The organism is Amycolatopsis sp. NPDC004625, assembly GCF_040609695.1.
GTDB lineage: Bacteria > Actinomycetota > Actinomycetes > Mycobacteriales > Pseudonocardiaceae > Amycolatopsis.
In genome coordinates this window covers 1-18,684 of record NZ_JBEXKX010000032.1, presented here as the reverse complement: position 1 = coordinate 18,684, position 18,684 = coordinate 1, and the positions used below count along the sequence as shown (strand labels likewise).

Here is an 18,684-nt window from a genome sequence, read left to right as displayed (position 1 = left end):
CTTGTCTGAATGTTAACATTACGACATGAGCAGAGTGGTTCCCGCCCGCCGCCGGGGGCTGGCCGACGAGGTCGCCGACCGGGTCCGTGACGCCATCTTCGACGGCGGGTACGCCCTCGGCAGCCAGCTGCGCGAGGTGGAGCTGGCGGAGGCGCTGGGCGTCAGCCGCGGGCCGGTGCGGGAGGCGCTGCTGCGGCTCGAACGCGAGGGTCTCGTCCGCAGCGAGTGGCACCGGGGCACCACCGTGACCGCACTGTCCGATGTGGACGTCGCCGAGCTCGACAGCCTGCGGGCGGCCCTCGACGGGCTCGCCGTCGGCCTGGTCGTCGACCGGGCCCCGGAGACGGCCCTGGACGCGATCGACGCCGTGGTGCGGCGGATGGAACGGGCGGCGGGCGAGCACGAAATGGTCCGCTGCGACCTCGAATTCCACGACGCGGTCTACGCCGCCGCCGGCCACCGGCGGCTGACCGAGGCGTGGCAGGCCATCCGCTCGCAGGTGCACCTGTTCCTGCTGACCCGGATCGGCGTCGCCACCGACGGCTACCTCGCCGGCATCCCCGCCGAACACCGCGAGCTGGTGGCGGCCTTGCGGGCCCGGGACCGGGAGACGGCCGTCGCGCGGTTCGCCGAGCACCGCCGCCAGGCCTTCGACGTCCTCAGTGGACGGACGGGGTAGCCACCGGGAGCACGATCGCCGACGGGTGCCCGGGCCCGTGGTGGACCTCCTGGTCCGCCGCGAGCAGCGTCACCGCGGTGGCGTGCGGCTCACCCGTGCCCGGATTCCGGGCGTAGCGCGGGAAAGCCCCGCTGGAAACCTGGACGCGGATCCGGTGCCCGCGCCGGAACCGGTGCGCCGTCGGCCACATCCGGACCGTCACCGCGGTCAGGCCGTCGACGTCCCGGAGGCTGGTGAGCCCGTCGCAGACGTTCACCGAACGGCCGTCCGGGTCCACGTCGCAGAGGCGGACGAAGACGTCGGCGAACCGCAGGCTCGAGCGGAACCAGAGCTCCGCGTGCACGTCCCCGATGACTTCGACGGCTTCGCCGAGCGTGGCCGTCGTGTAGGTGAGGACGTCCGCGCGGGCCTCCAGCGCCGCGTTGTCCACGCGGCCCGCGTCGGGGGCCATGCGGACGCCGCCCGCCGCGGGGGTCGGGTCCGCCGGGTCGTAGCGGTAGCGGTCCGGCGGGGCCTCGCCGGGTTCGCCGAGCGCGAGCCCGCCGCCCGGCTGAAGGTGGAACCTTTGCGGCGCATAGCCTTCCGGTGGCCACGAGGCGAAGTCGCGCCAGGCTTCCTCGCCCATGACGAACAGCCGGACTGGTGCTCGCTCCGGCGGTTGCTCGCCGCGTGCGTGCGCGAGGCCGAATTCCAAGGTCTCCCGCAGCGTTTCGCCCGTGCCGGCGAGCAGGTCGGTGCGTCCCGCGTGGGTCCACGGCCCGACCGTCAGCCGCGGGCGGCGGCCCGCCTCCTGCAGCGTGCGGAAGTCGCGCAGCTGGCCCGGCAGGAAGATGTCGTACCAGCCGGCGATCGAGCTGACCGGGACGGCGACGTCCGCGACGCGGTCCCGGTGGCCGATTTCCGCCCAGCGCGGGTGCGTTTCCGGGTGGGCGAGGATGTCCTGGATGTAGTCCGAGCGGTGGCCGATCGCGACGACGTCGGCCTGGGCGAGGGGGAGCGTCGCGTACGCCTGCTCAAGTTTCTTCGCCTGGCGGCGCTGGCGGAACACCGCGAACCGGCGCTCCTGGACCGCCACCTGGACGCCCCACCCGAACGGCGTCTCCAGCGAAAGGCCGTCCTCGCGCAGGAACTCCAGCGTCAGCCCGGACTCCGTGACCTGCGGGATCATCGCCTTGACCTGCGGTGGGACGCGGTCGGCCACCGCCCACTGCACGTACCCGAGGTAGCTGGGGCCGACGAGCACGATCGCGTCGCCGGCCCAGGGCTGCCGCACGAGCCAATCGAGCGTCGCGACGCCGTCTTCGCGCTCCTGCCGCAGCGGGTCGAAGACGCCGCCGGAGCCGAAGCCGCCGCGGGTGCTCTGGATCAGCACCTGGAACCCGCGCTCGGCCAGCGGCCGCGCCAGGATCGCCCCGAAGGCGCCCCGGCGGCCGTACGGTGTGCGCACCAGCGCCGTCGGAAGGCCGTCCGGTGCGTGGCGCGGCGCCCACCGGTCGGCCAGCAGTTCGACGCCGTCGGGCATCGGGACCCGCAGGTCGCGCCGGACGACGAGGCGCCGGGTGGCCGGCGCGGGCAGCTTCAGCAGGTGTTGTACGAGACGGCTGATCACCGGCCGGCCTCCTTCGTGATCATCGCGGTGACGACCGAGTGCGTCCGCTGCAGCCGGCCGGCGAACTCCGCCGGGTCGAGCGGGTCCGGCCCGTCGACGACCCACGCGTTGACGACCGCCCCGGCCCCGCCGGTCAGGAACGTGGCCAGGTCCTCGAGCCCGCCGGCATCGAGGCGGCCGCCGAAGGCGCGGCCGAGGTTCTCCCGGTTGAACGGCAGGAACAGGCCGGTCAGCGCCTTGTTCAGGGCGAACGCGGACGCGCTGGTCAGCAGCGCCCGGTAGAAACGCCGGTACCGCGCGAAGTGCCGCCCCAAGGCGAGCAGCGACGCGTGTTCGCCGTCGGGGGTCGCCAGGTCGGCGAGCTCGCCGAGCAGTTCGCGCCGGACGAGGTCGAGCGCGGCCTCCAGCAGCAGCGCGTCGCGGTCGCCGAACTGCTGGTACAGCACCTGGCGGCTGACGTCGGCGGCCTCGGCGATCTCGGAGACGGTGACGGCCGTCGAGTCGCGTTCGGACACGAGCTCGACCGCGGCCCGCATCAGGGCGGCCCGCGACCGCCGCACCCGCCGGTCCTTGGCGGGTACCTCGGTCGTCCAGTCGCTGCTCACCCCGACGATAATGGACAGCTGTCAAGAAAATAGCAAGTGTTCGGAAACCGGCCGCGTGCGAGGATGCCGCCATGTCTTCGACGATGCGGGCCTTCGTGCTCACCGGCCCGCGGGAGTGCTCGGTGCGGGAGGTACCCGTCCCGCAGGCCGCCGCGGGCGAGGTCGTCGTCGACGTCGAGCGGGCCGGGGTGTGCGGCACCGACGTCGAGTTCTTCACCGGCGAAATGGCCTACCTGCACCAGGGGCACGCCGCGTATCCGATGCGGCTGGGCCACGAGTGGGCGGGCACGGTTTCGGCCGTCGGCGACGGCGTCGACCCCGGCTGGCTCGGCCGGCGGGTCATGGGCGACACGATGCTCGGCGACCGGACGTGCCGCCGCTGCCGCAAGGGCCACCAGCACACCTGCGAAAACCGGCAGGAGGTCGGCATCCGCGGCGGCCGGGCCGGCGCGCTGGCGGAACGGCTCGCCGTGCCCGCGTGGTCGCTGCACGCGCTGCCCGACGAGGTCGACGCCGTGCTCGGTGCCCTGGTCGAGCCCGGCGGCAACGCCCTGCGCGCGGCCCGCGCGGCCGGCACCGGCGAGGGCGACCGGGCGCTGGTCCTCGGGCCGGGGACGATCGGGCTGCTCACCGCCCTGTTCCTGCGGGCGGCGGGCGCCGAGGTGCACGTCCTGGGCGTCGACGACGGCGTGTTCGCCCGCAGTCTCGGGTTCGCGCACGTGTGGACCCGCGAGACGCTGCCGGATCTGCCGTTCGACGCGGTGGTCGACGCGACCGGTGCTCCCGGCTCGCCCGCGCTCGCCGTGGACCTCGTCGAACCCGCGGGCCGCGTCGTCTACATCGGACTGTCCGGCCGGCCCAGCGAGCTCGACACGCGCGCGCTGGTGCTGAAGGACGTCACGGCGGTCGGGGTGCTGTCCGCCTCGCCGGGGCTGGCCGACACGATCGCCGCGTACGCGAGCGGAGCCGTCGACCCGCGTCCGCTCGTGGCGGCGACGGTCGGTCTCGACCGGGCCGGCGCGGTGCTCGCGGGGGAGCGGATCGGCGGCGCGGGCCCGAAGGTCCACATCGACCCGCGGCGCTGACCGCTCAGGCCGGGCGCGGCGAAGCGAGGGTCGTGGGGCGGTTGCGCCCGCGCAGGGTGACGTCCTCGGTCGCGGTCCACCGGGCCGCTTCTTCCGCGGCGGCGGCCTCGACGGCCGTCCACGAAGCCAGGAGGCGGCCCGGCGCGTTCTTCGCCAGCTCGGTGAGCCGGGCGGCTTCGTTGACCGGGTCGCCGATCACGGTGTACTCGAACCGGCGCGGGTCGCCGACGTTGCCCGCGACCGCGTCGCCGGTCGCCACGCCGATGCCGGCCGGGCCGTCCGGCACCTCGGCCGCCAGCCGGGCCGCGATCGCGCGGCCGGCGGCCAGGGCGCAGGTGGCGTGCTCGCCGAGCGGCGACGGCGCGCCGAAGACGGCCAGCGCCGCGTCGCCGACGAACTTGTTGACCAGCCCGTGGTGCCGGTCGACCTCGTCGACCACCACCGCGAAGAACCGGTTGAGCAGCCCGACGACCTCCTCCGGCGGCCGGCTCGCGGCCAGCGCCGTCGACCCGACGAGGTCGACGAACAGCACCGACACCGTGCGGACCGTGCCGCCCAGTTCGGTGGCCGTGCGCATGGCCGCGACCGCGACGTCGTGCCCGACGTGCCGGCCGAACAGGTCGCGCAGCCGCTCCCGTTCGGCCAGCCCGGCCGCCATCCCGTTGAACCCGGCCTGCAGCAGGCCGAGCTCGGAGCCGTCGTAGACCGGGATCCGGGCGGCGAAGTCGCCGGCCCGGACGCGGTCGAGCGCGTCCCGGACCGAGGAGATCGGGTTCACCACCGCGCGGGCGGTGAACACCGTGACCAGCAGCCCGAAGCACAGCACGACCAGCCCGAGCGCGATGACCGACACGGCGAGCCGGGTCGTGGACACGTCGCCGCGCACCCAGGCCAGGATCGCGGCGAGCACCAGCCCGGCCACCGGCACGCCGGTGCCCAGGCACCAGAACAGCAGCATCCGCAGGTTGACGCCGCCGGTGACCGGCCGCGGCGGCGTGGTGCCCGCCAGGGCCAGCGCCGCGTACGGCCGCAGGGCGAACTCGCCGAAGAGGTAGGCGATCGCGCAGACGACGACGGCGGCGAAGGCGACGACGAGGAACTCGGTGAGCACCACCTTCGGCTGCACGAGCGCCGCGAGCCCGCCGAAGAGCAGGGTCGCGATGCCCCAGAGCGCGGCCTGGACGTAGGTCAGGCGCAGCGGGACGCGCAGGCTCGCGGCGCGCTCGGCGTCGGTCGGGCGGCGCCCCTCGGCGGCCCAGCGCAGCGTGCGGAGGGCGCCGCGGGTGCCCCAGAGTGTGCCGGCGACGACCGCCGAAACGACGTACACGGGTACTGCGACCGCGGTGACGCGGACGAGGTCGCCGGACATCCCGGGGGCCGGCATGAGCAGCGCCGCGAGCCCGACGACGACCAGCGCGCCGATCACGTTGGTGGCGATCAACGCGGCCGTGAGCAGGCTCTGGACGCGCCGGCGCAGCGCGGCGACGTCCTGGTCCAGCGGGCCGAGCAGGCCGGAACCGTACGGTACCGCGGAGGAGTCACCGGAGGTCACGAGATGAGTGTACAGTTGTTCACTGAACTGCTCGCAGACGGCCGCCGAAGTATGTGTTACGGTTGGTAACAGTGAACTTCGGTAACACCTGACGAGGAGGTCGGTCGTGACGAGCACCAGTGAATCCGGCGTGTCGGACCGGGAGACCGTGGCGCGGCGGCTGCTCGACTCGTCGGAGCAGCTGTCCTACGACCCCGTCAAGGAGGTCGACTGGGAGACGCCGCTGGACACGGGCTACCACGGCGCGAGCCCGGAGTGGAGCACGCTCTACGGGACCTCCTACTGGGCGGACATGACGCCGGAGCAGCAGCGCGAGCTGACCCGCCACGAGGCGGCGTCGGTCGCGAGCACCGGGATCTGGTTCGAAATGATCCTGCAGCAGATGGTGTTGCGCGACTTCTACGCCAAGGACCCGACCGACCCGGCGTTCCAGTGGGCGCTGACCGAGATCGCCGACGAGTGCCGCCACTCGATCATGTTCGCCCGCGGCGCGGCGAAGCTGCGCGCGCCCGCGTACCGGCCGCGCCGGTTCGTCGTCGAGCTGGGCCGGGTCTTCAAGGCCACGGCGACCGGCGAAGCGGCGTACGCGGCGATCCTCGTCGCCGAAGAGGTCCTCGACGTCATGCAGCGCGACTGGATGCGCGACGAGCGCGTGGTCCCGTTCGTGCGGACCATCAACAACATCCACGTCGTGGAGGAGTCGCGGCACATGAAGTTCGCCCGCGAGGAGACCCGCGAGCGGCTCGAGGGCGCCGGGTGGCTGCGGCGGCAGATCAACGCGTTCGTCGTCGCGGTCGCGTCGTACTTCATCGTCACGAGCATGGTGAACGCCAAGGTGTACGAGAACGCGGGCCTGGACGGCAAGCGGGCGCGGCGCGAGGCGAAGGCGAACGAGCACCACAAGTCCATGCTGCGCTCCAGCTGTTCCGGGCTGATGGAGTTCCTGCACTCGGCCGGCCTGCTGACCAGGCCGTCGCTGTGGTTCTACAAGCGCGCGAACCTGATCTGACATGGCGTTCGCGATCACCCAGACCTGCTGCGCCGACGCGACCTGCGTGTCGGTCTGCCCGGTCAACTGCATCCACCCGACGCCGGACGAGCCGGACTTCGGGCGCACGGACATGCTCTACATCGACCCGGCCACCTGCATCGACTGCGGCGCGTGCGCCGACGCCTGCCCGGTCGACGCGATCTTCCCGGCCGGCGACCTGACCGGGCCCCTGCGGGTGTACGAGGAGCTCAACGCGGAGTACTACGCGGGCCGGGACGTGCTGGCGGAGGTCTCGGCGGCGCCGAACTTCCACCGCTGGGCGCCGCCGGCGTTCGAGCGGGTGCTGCCGAGCGACTTCGCGCCGCCGGACGTCGCCGTCGTCGGCACCGGGCCGGCCGGGATGTACGCGGTGGAAGACCTGTTGCTGCACACGAACGCCCGGGTGACGCTGGTCGACCGGCTGCCGGTGGCCGGCGGCCTGATCCGCTACGGCGTGGCGCCGGACCACCCGTCGACGAAGAAGATCGGCGAGACGTTCGCCCGGTTCCACGACCACCCGCGGCTCCGCCTGCGTCTCGGCGTTCCGGCGGGGGCGGAACTGGCCGACCGGCACGACGCGGTGATCTTCGCGGTCGGGGCCACCGAGGCGCGCGCCCTGGGCGTCCCGGGCGAGGACCTGCCCGGCAGCCTCCCGGCCGCGACGGTCGTCGGCTGGTACAACGGCCACCCGGACGTCGAGCCGGACGCCGTCGACCTGTCGGCGGAGCGGGTGGTCGTGGTGGGCACCGGCAACGTCGCGCTGGACATCGCCCGCATCCTGACGGCGGACCCGGCGGAGCTGACGGCCACGTCGATCGCCCCCGAGGCGCTGGCACGGCTGCGGTCGGCCAAGGTCCGCGAGGTGGTGGTCCTGGCCCGCCGCGGCCCGGAGACCGCGGCGTACACGCGTCCCGAGCTGCTGGCTTTGGCGGCCCGCGGCACCCTGGTGGTGGACACGCACGACTCCCGCATCGCCGCGGCGATCGACGGCGCGGAGGGAAAGGCGGCGTGGCTGCGGGGAGTGCGGCGCGAGCGGGTGGACTGGTCGGTGCCGCCGCCGGAGGGCCGCCGGGTGGTTTTGCGGTTCCATTCGGCGCCGGTGGCGTTCCGCGGGGACACGGAGGTTCGTGCGGTGCTCACCTCGGGCGAGGTGGAGATCCCGGCGGGCCGGGTGATCCGGGCGGCGGGCTTCCGCGGGGCGCCGGTGCCGGGGCTGCCGTTCGACGACGAGTCGGGGACGGTGCCGAACTCGGCTGGGCGGGTCGAAGGGCGGCCGGGGGTCTACGTGGCGGGGTGGATCAAGCGCGGGCCGTCGGGCGGCATCGGGGCGAACAAGGCGTGCGCCCGGGAGACGGTGGGCGCGTTGCTGGAGGACGCGGTGGCCGGGCGGCTGCCGGTGCGGCGGAGGGGAGTGGCGGCGCGGCTGCGCGGCCGGGCTTGAGCGCGAAAAGCCCGGTGGGGCAACGGGTGCGGCCCGGCACCTGCCGGGCCGCGCGCTACCCCTCCGAACGGCACCAGTGCGGGCCGGTCGTGCAGCCGAGCAACCGCCGTCCCGTTCCGCCCGCCACGAATCCTTCCGCCGTGAACCGGCCGCCCTCGACCACGTGCGCCAAGCCCGCCACCGCCGGGGCGAAGCGGTGGTCCGGACCCACCAGCTCGCGCACCCGCGCCACCGCTGCCCGCTGCTGTTCCTCGCTGCAGAAACTCAAGAAGAAGATCCCCTGCCGCCAGGCGTAGGCGATGTTCTTCAGCAGCTGCCCCTGCGCGTACGGGTTGCTCGTGCGCACCGCCAGCCGGCGCACCACCCAGGCGAACCCCTCGCCGGCCAGCTCCGGCGCCGCCGAGCGCAACCGGCTTCGCAGGCCCAAAGTCTCCACCAGCACCGCCAGGTTGTGCGTCGTGAGGATCTGGCTCTGCTCGATCACCGTGCCGTTGGCCGCCACCGACCAGCCCCGCTTGCCCGCCCTCGCCTCGCACGCCGCCGCGAAGTCGGCCGCCGTCCGCGGGCGCAGGCCCCAGCGGGGGCGCGGGGGAGCCGGCCACGCGGCCGGCAGGTCGTAGTACCGCGCGTACAACGTGCCCGCCATGACCCGGCTGGTGACCACCGCCGCCGTGCGCCACTTCGCGGTGAACGTGCCCGTGAAGATGTCCGCCGCCAGCTCCTCCAGCAGCGGCATCGGGCAGTCCGCCTGCTTCGCCAGCGCGCCGAGCTCGCGCACCAGCGTGTTCGGCAGGATCGCCTGCGGGAACGAGCCGAGCGCCAGCAGGACCGTCTGCGTCAGCGTCTGGCGCGCCGCCGCGGTGGGACGCCGGGCCCGCAACGGTTCCAGCGCCCTGATCCACGGCAGTTCCTCGAACCGGACCTGGTGCTGCAGGTCCAGCAGCAGCAGGCTGCGCCGGCGGCGGAAGGCCGCGTACGTCTGCGCGTACAACGCCGCCAGCCGTTCGTCCTCGACGTTCGCCGCCATCAGCTGCGCCGTGATCTGCGGCAGCACCGTCGCCAGGACGTCGCCCGAGGTGATGATGCCGCGCGCGACCAGTTCCTCCACCGGGGCCTCCACCGCCCGGGCCGCCTTCGCGACCAGGTGCGGCGGGAAGTCGCCGTCGAGCGGATCCGGCGAAGGCAGGCCGCCGTCGCCGGGGTACGCGTCGAGCCGTCCGGCCAGGACCGCCGCGAGCTCGGCGTGCGTCGGGCGCGCGGCGACCGCCGCCTGGACGCTCCGCAGCGCGGCCCGGCGCTCCGAACCCGGCTCGCCGTGCTTGGTCACCGTGTTGGCCAGGGCGCGGCGGATCCAGCCGACGTCGCGGCCGGTGAGGGCCGCGCTGTCGTACTCGCAGGCGAGCAGTGCGCGGTGCAGCCGGGCGAAGTTGCCCTTCGGGTGCGTGTGGGCGGTGGACGCCGTGTGCCGCGCGCGAGCCGTCGCGTGGTCCGCGAGCCACTGCGCCCGGCGCGCCGCCCAGTCTTGCGGCCAGGTCCGGCACGGCCAGCCGCCGGTGACGCCCGCCGCGGTCAGCCGCGGCAGCTCGCCCTCGACCGTTTCCGCCCAGAGCGCCACCAGCCGGTCGAACAGCGGGTGCCACACCCGCAACGTCTCCAGCATCGCCGCGATCGCGGGCCCGGTGGTCACCGCCCGCAGGTTCTCGCGGACCTCGCCGACCGTGCTCAGCCGCACCAGCGCCCCGGTCGGCCGGGGCGCCGCGCCGGGCCGCGGGGCCAGGCGCAGCCGGTGCAGCAGCGGCCGCAGCTCGGCCAGCAGGTCGAGCGCGGCTTCGGCGTGCCCGTGGTCGAGCAGCCAGGCGAGAACCGGCAGCGCCGCGTCCTCCGGGAATTCGACGCGGTAGGACTCGGTGGCCAGCGCGGCCCGCAGCGCGGCGAGCCCGGTGTCGGTGAGGTACCACAGGTTCAGCCGCTCGCGGTCGGCCGCGCCTGGTGCGGCGGCGAGCTCCTCCGGGCGCGGCGGGACCTCGGCGAGGTACCGGCCGGTGGCGAACCCGCCGTGCGCGACCTCGAGGGTCACCCACGCCGGGGTGTCCGCCACCGGGGTCCGCGAGCCGATTTCCAGGGTCCCGTCGGCCATGCCGGCGAGGACTTCCCGCCACCGCCCGGCCTTGGCGCGGGCGCGACCGCGGACCGCGGCGTCCGATGTGGACGCTGTGGTCCGCAGCGCCCGTTCGAGCTGCCCGTAGGCGTACCCGGGCGACACCTCCGGCGTCATGTGTGGAACTCCCCCTGGTGAAGAACGAGACTTGGAGGCAGGTCTCGAACCTGCGCCCTCCCGGAGACAGCCGGGTGTTCTGCCTGCTGAACTACTCCAAGCTGCGGGGGAACCCGAGGTTTCCCCGCAGCGCAAGGATAAGGGGCCGCGGGGGAGCGGCGCGAGCGAATTCCTCAGGCGAGCACCGGCGTGGCCGCGGCGAACGCGTCCGCGGCCGCCAGGTCGAACTCGCCGTGGTCGCTGCCGAGGCCCTGTGCCACCAGGCCCGCCGCCGCGCAGCCGAGCACGGCGGCTTCCCGCGGGGACCGGCCCAGGCCGGCACCGCGGAGGAAGCCGGCCGAAAACGCGTCGCCGCAGCCGGTCGTGTCGACCACCGGGACCGCGAACGCCGGCACGGCGAACGTCTCCGCCGCCGTCACCACCAAGGCGCCCTGCGCCTCCCGCGTAACCGCCACGCAGCCGACGCCGCGGGCGAGCAGCGCCCGGGCACCGTCTTCGAGCGTGGCGGCGCCGGTCAGGCCGAGCACCTGCTCCTCGTTGGGCAGCAGGTAATCCAAAGAGGACAGTGCGGGCGCCAGCCAGGCGAGCACGCCGGGGTCGCCGGGGGCGAGCAGGTCCGCGGAGGTGATCACGCCGGCCGCGCGCGCCGGGGCGAGGATTTCCGCCGCCTTCTCGCCGCCCATCAGCTCGGGGCCGCCCAGGTGCAGGTGGGTCGCGCGGGCGATCTCCGCGTGCGGGGCGTCCGACGGCTCGTACGTCAGGTTCGCGCCCGGCACGTGGAAGGCGGGCCGGCTGCCGTCGGAGCGGATCGGCAGCACCGACGCCGACGTCTGGACGCCTTCGCGGCGCAGCACCAGGGACGTGTCGACGCCGTGGCGGGCGAGCATCGCCAGCAGCAGGTCGCCGACCGGGTCGGTGCCGACGGCGCCGGCGGTGCGGACCGCCGCGCCCAGCTTGGCCAGCGTGACCGCGGTGCCGGCGGCCGTGCCCGCCGGCCCGAAGCGGATCTGCTCCACCAGCGCCGCGCCCTGGCCCGCCGGGATCGCGTCGACCGGCCGGACCTGCACGTCGAACACGTGCGCTCCCAAGGTGATCACCGTCTGCGTCACCGGCCGTACCCCCGGCTGAGGGCCGCGGCGACGACGGCCTCCTGTTGCCCGGGGTCCAGGCCGCGCGGCGCGCCGAGGGTCGCGGCCCGCACGTACAGTCCGCACGCCCACTCCAGCAGCAGCGCGTTGTCGACCGCGGCTTCGAGGGTCGGGCCGTGGGTGACCGCGCCGTGGTTGGCCAGCAGCGCGGCGGACCTGCCCTCGAGCGCCGCGAGGGTTTCCGCGGCCAGTTCCGCGGTCCCGAACACGGCGAACGGCGCGACCCGGATCGCGCCGCCGAGGGCGAGCTGCTGGTAGTGCACGCACGGCAGCTCGTCGAGCACCAGGGACACCGCGGTCGCCTGCGGCGAGTGGGTGTGCACCACCGCGCCCGCGCCGTAGCGGCGGTAGACCCCCAGGTGCAGCTCCAGTTCCGAGGTCGGGCTGCGGTCGCCGGCGACGACGGCGCCGCCGGAGTCCACCACGACGACGTCGTCGGCCGTGGCCCGGCCGAGCACCACCCCGGTCGCGGTCACCGCCACGTACTCGCCCACCCGGACGCTGACGTTGCCCGCGCTGCCGATGAGCAGGCCCTCGCCCGCGAGGCCGTGACAGGCCCGCGCCACCGACCGCCGCGCCTCGTCGAGCGCTGAACTCGCGATTGCCATGCGCCGAGGCTAGGATAAACCCGAAACAAAGTCACGTTCAGGTTTGGGGAGCGGATGACCGAGAGCCGGCTGCGCCGCGTGCCGCGCCAGGCGCGTTCGCGGGAGAAGCTGGCCAGGGTGCTCGCGGCCGCCGACCGCCTGCTCGCCGAAGACGGCGTCGAAGCCCTGACGACGACCCGGGTCGCCGCCGAGGCCGGCGTCTCGGTGGGCGCGCTGTACCAGTACCTGCCCGACCGCGACGCCATCACCGAGGCCCTCGCCGAGCTCTACCTCGGCCGCCTGGAAACCCTCATGGACTCGTTCGCCGAGCAGGCGGCGGGGGAGACCTGGGCCGACCCCGTCGGCCTCCTCGTCGACGCCTTCGCCGGGCTGTACCGCGCGGAACCCGGGTTCCGGGCGCTGTGGTTCGGCCGCGGCCTCACCGACGGCACCCGGGAAGCCGACCGCGCGCACAAGCGCGTGATGGCCACCGGCGTGCACCGGGTGCTCGTCGCGCAGCACCTCCTGCGCGACGACTACGAGGCCGCGGTCGCGTGCCGGACGGCGTTCCTCGCCGCGGACGCGGTGCTCCAGGAGGTGTTCCGCGGCGACGGTGCCCCCGAGCTGCTGGAGCCGGTCAAGACGATGCTGCGGGCCTACCTGGGGCACCTGTCCCGGCCGTAGCGACGAGGAACTCTTCGCCCGGCACAACGCGAAGGCCGTCCGATCGGTCCGCGAAGTAGCGCTCGTTCAGCTCGGCCCCCGGCACGTGGACGGCGTCGCGGAACCCGGCGTCCCGGGCCGTCGCCAGCAGTTCCGCGGGGGCGAAGGTGCTGACGAACGGCGTGCCCGCCGCCCGCGCCCGGTCCGCCGTGGCGCGGTGGCGCGCGCGTTCGTCCTCGTCGAGCAGCTCGGGCGGCAGCAGGAACGTCATGGCCAACGTGGACCCCGGCGCGAACCCGGCGACCCGGCGCAGCGTGGCCGCGTTCGCCTCCTTGCTGAGGTACATGCTGACGCCGGTGGAGGCGACCACGGCCGGCTCGTCCGGCGCGAACCCCGCGGCCGCGAGCCGATCCCACCACGACGTCGTCTCGAAGTCGACCGGCACCAGGTGCAGCCACTCCGGGACACCCAGGCCGAGGTCGTCCAGGCGGGCGCGTTTCCACTCCTGCGGCCCCGGCTGGTCCACTTCGAACACCCGCAGCCGCGCCGCGAGGTCCGGACGGCGCTGGGCGAAGGTGTCCAGCCCGGCCCCGAGGATCACGTACTGGCCGACCCCCGCCGCGGCCCGCTCGGCGACCAGGTCCTCGACGAACCGGGCCCGCGCGACCATGCCGGCCCGGTAGCGGCCGGCGGTCGCCGGGTCCATGTCGTCGCGGTGCCGCCAGCCTTCGCCCGGATCGGCCAGCCGCAGCCCGAGCTCGTCGGTGAACACGTGCGGCGGCGGATCGACTTCGACGTGCAGCGCCCGCCACAGGGCGGTCCGCACCGCCGTGCTGTCCGGCGCGGCCACCTCAGGCCTTCCCGGGCGCCGACAGCGTCCACGTCCGCCCGTCGGGGTCGCGCACGGTCATTTCCCTGGTCCCGTAATGGGTTTCCTCGAACGGGGTGACGACCTCGACGATGTCGTCGGCCCGGAAGGTGTCCGCGTCCGGGACCTTGAACACGACCTGCGTCCGCGGCTCCCGGCTTTCGGGGACCTCGGCGATGAACAGCCAGGGGCCGTCGCCGTTGCGCAGCTGCCCGGAGTTGTGGTCGGTCGCGAAGTCGATTTCGTAGCCCAGCGCCTGGAAGAACTTCGCCGCCCGGCCCCAGTTGTGCGTCTCCAGGAAGATCGCCTCGACGCCTTCGGTCGTCATGTCAGTGCTCCTCTTCGGTTTCGAGGTAGGCGCGCAGCGCGTCGGCGACGAGCGCCGAGAGCGACCGCTCGGTCTCGATGGCCCGGTGCTTGACCTGCCGGATCAGGCCGATCGGCAGGTACACGTTGAACTGCTTGACGTCGTCATCGCCCACGGGCTCAGGCTAGCATGCTAGCAAGCTAGACGGTCAACTCCCGCCGTCCGCCCCTTGACGCGGCCCCGCCGGACGTCAACAATCCAGGCGACATTGTTAGCGCTAACAATTCTCGACGACGAAGTCGGAGCGATGCCATGAAGCTGCGCCACGGACTGACCGCGCTCCTGTTGCTCGCCGGAGTCGTCCCGGGGGTGGGCGCCGCCGCGGCGAGCCCGGCCGTCGCCGAGGTGGCCGTTCCGCCGCCGGCGATGGGCTGGGCGTCGTGGAACACCTTCGCCGCCAAGATCGACTACACGACGATCAAAGCCCAGGCCGACGCGCTCGTTTCGGCCGGGCTGAAGGACGCCGGCTACCGCTACGTCAACATCGACGAAGGGTGGTGGCAGGGCACCCGCGACAGCGCCGGGAACATCACCGTGGACACCGCCGAGTGGCCGGGCGGCATGGCCGCGATCGCGGACTACCTGCACAGCAAGGGGTTGAAGGCCGGGATCTACACCGACGCCGGCCGCGACGGCTGCGGCTACTACTTCCCGACCGGGCGGCCCGCCGCGCCCGGGAGCGGCAGCGAAGGCCACTACCTGCAGGACATGCTGCAGTTCCAGCGCTGGGGCTTCGACTTCGTCAAGGTCGACTGGTGCGGCGGCGACGCCGAGGGCCTCGACCCGCAGCGCACGTACCGGGCGATCAGCGACGCCAACCAGGCGGCGACCGCGCAGACCGGGCGCGCGCTCACGCTGTCGATCTGCAACTGGGGCAAGAAGAACCCGTGGAACTGGGGCGCCGGCACCGCCCCGATGTGGCGCACCAGCACGGACATCATCTACTACGGCCAGACGGCGAACCTCGGCCAGGTGCTGACCAACTTCGACCAGGCGCAGCACCCGGTTTCGCAGCACACGGGCTACGTCAACGACCCCGACATGCTCACCGTCGGCATGCCGGGCCTGACCGACGCGCAGGCACGCACCGAGATGAGCCTGTGGTCGGTCTCGGGCGCGCCGCTGCTGGCGGGCAACAACCTGGCGACGATGAGCGCGGCGACGAAGGCGATCCTGGCGAACCGCGAGGTCATCGCCGTCGACCAGGACCCGCGCGGCCTGCAGGGGGTCAAGGTCGCCGAGGACGCCGCCGGGCTGCAGGTCTATTCGAAGGTCCTCAGTGGATCCGGGAAGCGCGCGGTGGTGCTGCTGAACCGCACGTCGGCGGCGGCGGCGATGAGCGTCCGGTGGGCCGACCTCGGCCTGACCCCGGCCGCGGCGCGCGTCCGGAACGTCTGGGGCGCCGCCGACAACGGCAGCTTCGCCACCGGCTACAGCGTCACGGTCCCCGCGGGCGACTCCGTGCTGCTGACCGTCCAGGGCACCGACGCCGCGGCCGCGCACGGCACGACGATCACCGCGGCCGCCACGGGATTGGCCGTCGCCACCTTCACCTACAGCGCGACCACCACGCAGACCCCGGCCCTCGCGGTGAACGGCCAGCAGCCGACCGTCGTCGCGTTCCCGGTGACCGGGGGAGCGGCGAAGACCGTCTCGGCGGTGGTCTCGCTGGGCAAGGGGACGAACTCCCTGGCGTTCTCGGGCACCCCGCCGCAGGTCACCGATGTCGCCGTCCTCCCCCTCCCGGGGACCGCCGGGGTCGAGGTGGCCGGCGCGCAGTCGGGCCGCTGTGCCGACGTCGACGACAACGGCATCGCCAACGGGATCCAGGCGCAGCTGTGGGATTGTGCCGGAGGCCCGAACCAGACCTGGGTGCCGTCACGCGGGCAGCTCGTCGTCAACGGCACCAAGTGCCTCGACGCCTACGACAGCGGGACGGCCAACGGCACCGCGGTCGTCGTCTGGGACTGCAACGGCCAGCGCAACCAGCAGTGGACGTTCACCGCGAACGGGACCATCACGAACGCGGTGTCCGGGCTGTGCCTGGACGCGAGCGGCGCGGCCACCGCGAACGGTACGAAACTCATCCTCTGGACCTGCAGCGGCGGCGCCAACCAGCAGTGGACCCGGCGCTAGGCGGTCGAATCCCGGATCACCAGCCGGCACGGCCGGGTGTGCCGGCCGGGGGAGGGCTCGCCGTTGATCGCCGCCAGCAGCATCCCGGCGGCGGTCCGGCCGAGCGCCTCCAGCTCCATGTCGACGCTGGTCAGCGGCGGCTGGCAGGCCAGGGCCATGACGTCCCAGTTGTCGAAGCCGACCACCGCGACGTCGCCGGGCACGCGGCGGCCGGCCGCCTGCAGCGCGTCGGCGGCGCCGCGGGCGATCTGGTCGCTGCCGCAGAACACCGCGTCGAAGGCGGTGTCCGAGCCCAGCAGCATCCGCACCGCCTGCCGGCCCCACGCCTCGCTCCACTCGCCGAACATCGGCGCTCCGGCGAGGTCGAGCCCGGCTTCGGCGAGGCGTCCGGCGGCGGCGGACGCGCGCACGGTCGCCGAGTGGTGCCGCTCGGGGCCGGTGAGGTGGGCGATGCGGCGCCGCCCGGTGGCCAGCAGGTGCTCGACGGCCGTGCGCGCGCCGCCCGCCTCGTCCGGGACGACGGAACAGTCGTGCGGGTCGGTCGAGCTGATGAAGGCGTACACCACCGGGATCGGCAGGTCCGCGCCGATCGGCGGCCGGGCCTGGGTCCGGCGGCCGGTCACGATGATGCCGTCGACCCGGCGCGAGAGCAGCGTGCGCAGGTAGTACTGCTCGCGGATCGGGTCGTCGCGGGCGTCGCAGAGGAACACCGACATCTCGCCGGCGCCGAGGGCGTCCTCGGCGCCCATCAGCAGCGGGATGCTGAACCGGCCGATCGTGTCGGTGGTGATCATGCCGACGGTGTAGGTGCGCCCCGAGTTGAGCGTCACCGCCGCCCGGTTGGGCTGGAACCCGAGCTGCTCGGCCGCGGCCAGCACCCGCTGCCGGGTTTCCGCGCGGAGCGACCCGCGGCCGTTGAGCGCCTTCGACGCCGTGCCGGCCGAGACGCCGGCCAGCAGCGCGACCTCGCTGATCGTGGCCGGCTTGGCCAGCGCGCCGGGAGTTTCCGAAAGTTTCCGCGGGGGCATGGTGGCACAGTACCTCCGCCGTCGCCGGAGGCCCACTGCAACCCGGCGCTACTACGGCAAACGGCCCTTGACGCCCTGCGGGAACAGTCCTAGCTTGAGTCGGCAACCGGTTTCTGAAAGTTTCCCGGTTGCTTCTCCGGCACCGTAGGCGGCGGCCTCCCGATAGGAGAGAGTCGATGACTTCGCACATCCGGTCCAGGGCACGGTGGGGGCGTGCCGCGGCCGCCGTCACCGGCGTGCTCGTCCTCGCGGCCTGCCAGAGCGGCCCGTCCGGGGCGGCGGCGGGGGACACCGCGAGCGTGGACGACGGCACCACGATCACCATGTGGACCCGCTCGCCGACGGCCACCTTCAGCCAGACGCTGATCGACGCCTACAACGCGAGCCACAAGAACAAGGTGAAGCTGACCGTCTTCCCGGCCGACTCCTACCAGCAGAAGGTCGGCACCGCCGCGGGCGCGAAGCAGCTGCCGGACCTGCTGGCCGCCGACGTCGTCTACGCGCCGAACTACGCCTCCAAAGGCCTGTTCCTCGACCTGACCGCCCGCGTCACGCAACTGCCGTTCAGCGGCAGCCTCGCCGCGGCCCACATGAAGGCGGCCACCGCCGGCGGCAAGCACTACGCGGTGCCGCACGACATCGACCTGTCCGCGGTGTTCTACAACAAGGTCCTGTTCACCAAGGCCGGGCTCGACCCGGCGAAGCCACCGTCCACATTGGACGAGATTGCCGCCGACGCGCGCAGGATCGCCGCGCTCGGCGGGGACACCAAGGGCTACTTCTTCGGCGGCGCGTGCCCGGGCTGCCAGCTGTTCACCAGCTGGCCGATGATCTGGGCCTCGGGCGGCACGGTGCTCAACGAACAGGGCACCGCGGCCACGCTCGACAGCCCCCAGGCGGCGAAGGTCTACTCCTGGCTGCGGCAGCTCTACACCGACGGCGTCGTGCCGGCGTCGGCGAAGAACGAGTCCGGGCCCACCTGGACGCAGTCCTTCCTCGACGGCAAGATCGGCATCCAGCCGATGGGCGCGACCGCGTTGCAGGGCATGAAGGAAGGCCCGGACCTGCAGGTCGGCGTGGCCCCGATCCCCGGGCTGGCCGGTGGCAGCTCGTCGTTCGTCGGCGGGGACGTGCTCGGCATCGGCAGCACCAGCACGCACGCCGCGGCCGCGTGGGACTTCATCGCCTGGACGCTGTCCGACCAGGCGCAGGTCGACGTCGTCGCGAAGAGCAAGAACATCACCGTCCGGTCCGACCTCGCCGACAACACCTACGCCAAGCAGGATCCCCGGCTCGGCGTGTTCAACCGGCTGGCGAGCCAGGGCCAGACGCCGATCTCGGTCAACTTCGGCAAGACGTTCAACGACACCAACGGTCCTTGGACGGCGACGGTGATCGACGCGGTCTTCGGCGGCGGTGACGCGGGCGCGGCCCTCAAGCAGCACAACGCGGCCGTCACCGAATCGCTGTCCGGCGGCAGCTGACCATGGTCTCCCTCCTGTCCCCCCGGGTGGGGGGGGGGGGGGCGACCGCGCCGGCGCCCCCCCCCCCCCGCGCGGGGGGCCCCGCGCGGGGGGCGCGGGGGGTGGGGTGTGCGGGCCCCCGGGGGCG

Annotated in this window: 17 protein-coding genes and 1 tRNA gene; 7 read left to right on the top strand and 11 right to left on the bottom strand. The window is 73.8% G+C overall.

What is annotated here, in order from left to right:
- The first annotated feature begins 25 nt into the window (after window positions 1-25).
- Window positions 26-679 (top strand): GntR family transcriptional regulator, encoded by a 654-nt coding sequence (locus tag ABZW17_RS30890; protein ID WP_354822097.1) that lies wholly within the window; start codon window positions 26-28, stop codon window positions 677-679.
- Here ABZW17_RS30890 and ABZW17_RS30885 read toward each other — a convergent pair.
- Window positions 660-2,288 carry a CocE/NonD family hydrolase gene (locus ABZW17_RS30885; protein WP_354822094.1) on the bottom strand — a complete coding sequence of 543 codons (1,629 nt, stop codon included), beginning with the start codon at window positions 2,286-2,288 and terminating at the stop codon, window positions 660-662. The genes ABZW17_RS30890 and ABZW17_RS30885 overlap by 20 nt on opposite strands.
- Complete coding sequence (locus tag ABZW17_RS30880; RefSeq protein WP_354822091.1) at window positions 2,285-2,893, bottom strand: helix-turn-helix domain-containing protein; 609 nt, start codon at window positions 2,891-2,893, stop codon at window positions 2,285-2,287. The genes ABZW17_RS30885 and ABZW17_RS30880 overlap by 4 nt, the downstream gene beginning before the upstream one ends.
- Window positions 2,894-2,964: 71 nt before the next feature.
- On the opposite strand from ABZW17_RS30880, the gene ABZW17_RS30875 reads away from it, so the two are divergent.
- Window positions 2,965-3,978 (top strand): alcohol dehydrogenase catalytic domain-containing protein, encoded by a 1,014-nt coding sequence (locus ABZW17_RS30875; RefSeq protein ID WP_354822088.1) that lies wholly within the window; start codon window positions 2,965-2,967, stop codon window positions 3,976-3,978.
- Between the two features lie 4 nt (window positions 3,979-3,982).
- Here ABZW17_RS30875 and ABZW17_RS30870 read toward each other — a convergent pair whose 3' ends face one another.
- Window positions 3,983-5,530, bottom strand: coding sequence for an adenylate/guanylate cyclase domain-containing protein (locus ABZW17_RS30870; RefSeq protein WP_354822085.1), 1,548 nt, complete (start codon window positions 5,528-5,530; stop codon window positions 3,983-3,985).
- 106 nt (window positions 5,531-5,636) lie between these two features.
- Between ABZW17_RS30870 and ABZW17_RS30865 the strand changes: the two genes are divergently transcribed.
- Both ABZW17_RS30865 and ABZW17_RS30860 read left to right on the top strand, forming a co-directional pair.
- Window positions 5,637-6,539 carry a diiron oxygenase gene (locus ABZW17_RS30865; protein ID WP_354822082.1) on the top strand — a complete coding sequence of 301 codons (903 nt, stop codon included), beginning with the start codon at window positions 5,637-5,639 and terminating at the stop codon, window positions 6,537-6,539.
- Window position 6,540: 1 nt separating this feature from the next.
- Window positions 6,541-8,001, top strand: coding sequence for an FAD-dependent oxidoreductase (locus ABZW17_RS30860; protein ID WP_354822079.1), 1,461 nt, complete (start codon window positions 6,541-6,543; stop codon window positions 7,999-8,001).
- A gap of 55 nt (window positions 8,002-8,056) precedes the next feature.
- On the opposite strand, the gene ABZW17_RS30855 is transcribed toward ABZW17_RS30860, so the two are convergent.
- From ABZW17_RS30855 to ABZW17_RS30840, 4 genes are all read right to left on the bottom strand, one after another.
- A complete protein-coding gene (locus ABZW17_RS30855) occupies window positions 8,057-10,276 on the bottom strand; it encodes a hypothetical protein (RefSeq protein WP_354822076.1) in 2,220 nt (739 codons plus the stop codon).
- Between the two features lie 29 nt (window positions 10,277-10,305).
- A tRNA-OTHER gene (locus tag ABZW17_RS30850) sits at window positions 10,306-10,377 on the bottom strand.
- Window positions 10,378-10,449: 72 nt separating this feature from the next.
- Window positions 10,450-11,385: a sugar kinase gene (locus tag ABZW17_RS30845; protein WP_354822073.1), complete on the bottom strand. Its 936-nt coding sequence runs from the start codon at window positions 11,383-11,385 to the stop codon at window positions 10,450-10,452.
- Entirely contained in the window at window positions 11,382-12,032 is a 651-nt protein-coding gene (locus tag ABZW17_RS30840; protein WP_354822070.1) for a class II aldolase/adducin family protein, read from the bottom strand. The genes ABZW17_RS30845 and ABZW17_RS30840 overlap by 4 nt, the downstream gene beginning before the upstream one ends.
- A gap of 54 nt (window positions 12,033-12,086) precedes the next feature.
- On the opposite strand from ABZW17_RS30840, the gene ABZW17_RS30835 reads away from it, so the two are divergent.
- The gene (locus tag ABZW17_RS30835; protein ID WP_354822067.1) at window positions 12,087-12,695 is read left to right on the top strand and encodes a TetR/AcrR family transcriptional regulator; all 609 of its coding nucleotides are present in this window, start codon (window positions 12,087-12,089) and stop codon (window positions 12,693-12,695) included.
- Here the strand turns inward: ABZW17_RS30835 and ABZW17_RS30830 are convergent.
- From ABZW17_RS30830 to ABZW17_RS30820, 3 genes are read right to left on the bottom strand one after another with little or no spacing between them, the layout of a single operon-like run.
- On the bottom strand, window positions 12,649-13,524 hold the full coding sequence (locus tag ABZW17_RS30830) for a class I SAM-dependent methyltransferase (RefSeq protein WP_354822064.1): 876 nt from the start codon (window positions 13,522-13,524) through the stop codon (window positions 12,649-12,651). The two genes, ABZW17_RS30835 and ABZW17_RS30830, sit on opposite strands and share 47 nt — an antisense overlap.
- 1 nt (window position 13,525) lies before the next feature.
- Window positions 13,526-13,870, bottom strand: coding sequence for a VOC family protein (locus ABZW17_RS30825; protein WP_354822061.1), 345 nt, complete (start codon window positions 13,868-13,870; stop codon window positions 13,526-13,528).
- A 1-nt stretch (window position 13,871) separates the two neighbouring features.
- Window positions 13,872-14,024 carry a CopG family transcriptional regulator gene (locus tag ABZW17_RS30820; protein ID WP_354822058.1) on the bottom strand — a complete coding sequence of 51 codons (153 nt, stop codon included), beginning with the start codon at window positions 14,022-14,024 and terminating at the stop codon, window positions 13,872-13,874.
- A 137-nt stretch (window positions 14,025-14,161) separates the two neighbouring features.
- On the opposite strand from ABZW17_RS30820, the gene ABZW17_RS30815 reads away from it, so the two are divergent.
- A complete protein-coding gene (locus ABZW17_RS30815; protein ID WP_354822055.1) occupies window positions 14,162-16,045 on the top strand; it encodes a ricin-type beta-trefoil lectin domain protein in 1,884 nt (627 codons plus the stop codon).
- Here the strand turns inward: ABZW17_RS30815 and ABZW17_RS30810 are convergent.
- A complete protein-coding gene (locus ABZW17_RS30810; RefSeq protein WP_354822052.1) occupies window positions 16,042-17,073 on the bottom strand; it encodes a LacI family DNA-binding transcriptional regulator in 1,032 nt (343 codons plus the stop codon). The two genes, ABZW17_RS30815 and ABZW17_RS30810, sit on opposite strands and share 4 nt — an antisense overlap.
- Window positions 17,074-17,249: 176 nt before the next feature.
- Here ABZW17_RS30810 and ABZW17_RS30805 point away from each other — a divergent pair, with 176 nt between their 5' ends.
- On the top strand, window positions 17,250-18,557 hold the full coding sequence (locus tag ABZW17_RS30805; RefSeq protein ID WP_354822049.1) for a sugar ABC transporter substrate-binding protein: 1,308 nt from the start codon (window positions 17,250-17,252) through the stop codon (window positions 18,555-18,557).
- Window positions 18,558-18,684 lie beyond the last annotated feature (127 nt).

What these genes read in the sequence shown, in the direction of transcription:
- ABZW17_RS30810 (WP_354822052.1), bottom strand. Translation starts at nt 17,073, where the DNA reads ATGCCCCCGCGGAAACTTTCGGAAACTCCCGGCGCGCTGGCCAAGCCG.
- ABZW17_RS30855 (WP_354822076.1), bottom strand. Translation starts at nt 10,276, where the DNA reads ATGACGCCGGAGGTGTCGCCCGGGTACGCCTACGGGCAGCTCGAACGG.
- ABZW17_RS30890 (WP_354822097.1), top strand. Translation starts at nt 26, where the DNA reads ATGAGCAGAGTGGTTCCCGCCCGCCGCCGGGGGCTGGCCGACGAGGTC.
- ABZW17_RS30815 (WP_354822055.1), top strand. Translation starts at nt 14,162, where the DNA reads ATGAAGCTGCGCCACGGACTGACCGCGCTCCTGTTGCTCGCCGGAGTC.
- ABZW17_RS30860 (WP_354822079.1), top strand. Translation starts at nt 6,541, where the DNA reads ATGGCGTTCGCGATCACCCAGACCTGCTGCGCCGACGCGACCTGCGTG.
- ABZW17_RS30825 (WP_354822061.1), bottom strand. Translation starts at nt 13,870, where the DNA reads ATGACGACCGAAGGCGTCGAGGCGATCTTCCTGGAGACGCACAACTGG.
- ABZW17_RS30840 (WP_354822070.1), bottom strand. Translation starts at nt 12,032, where the DNA reads ATGGCAATCGCGAGTTCAGCGCTCGACGAGGCGCGGCGGTCGGTGGCG.
- ABZW17_RS30875 (WP_354822088.1), top strand. Translation starts at nt 2,965, where the DNA reads ATGTCTTCGACGATGCGGGCCTTCGTGCTCACCGGCCCGCGGGAGTGC.
- ABZW17_RS30835 (WP_354822067.1), top strand. Translation starts at nt 12,087, where the DNA reads ATGACCGAGAGCCGGCTGCGCCGCGTGCCGCGCCAGGCGCGTTCGCGG.
- ABZW17_RS30805 (WP_354822049.1), top strand. Translation starts at nt 17,250, where the DNA reads ATGACTTCGCACATCCGGTCCAGGGCACGGTGGGGGCGTGCCGCGGCC.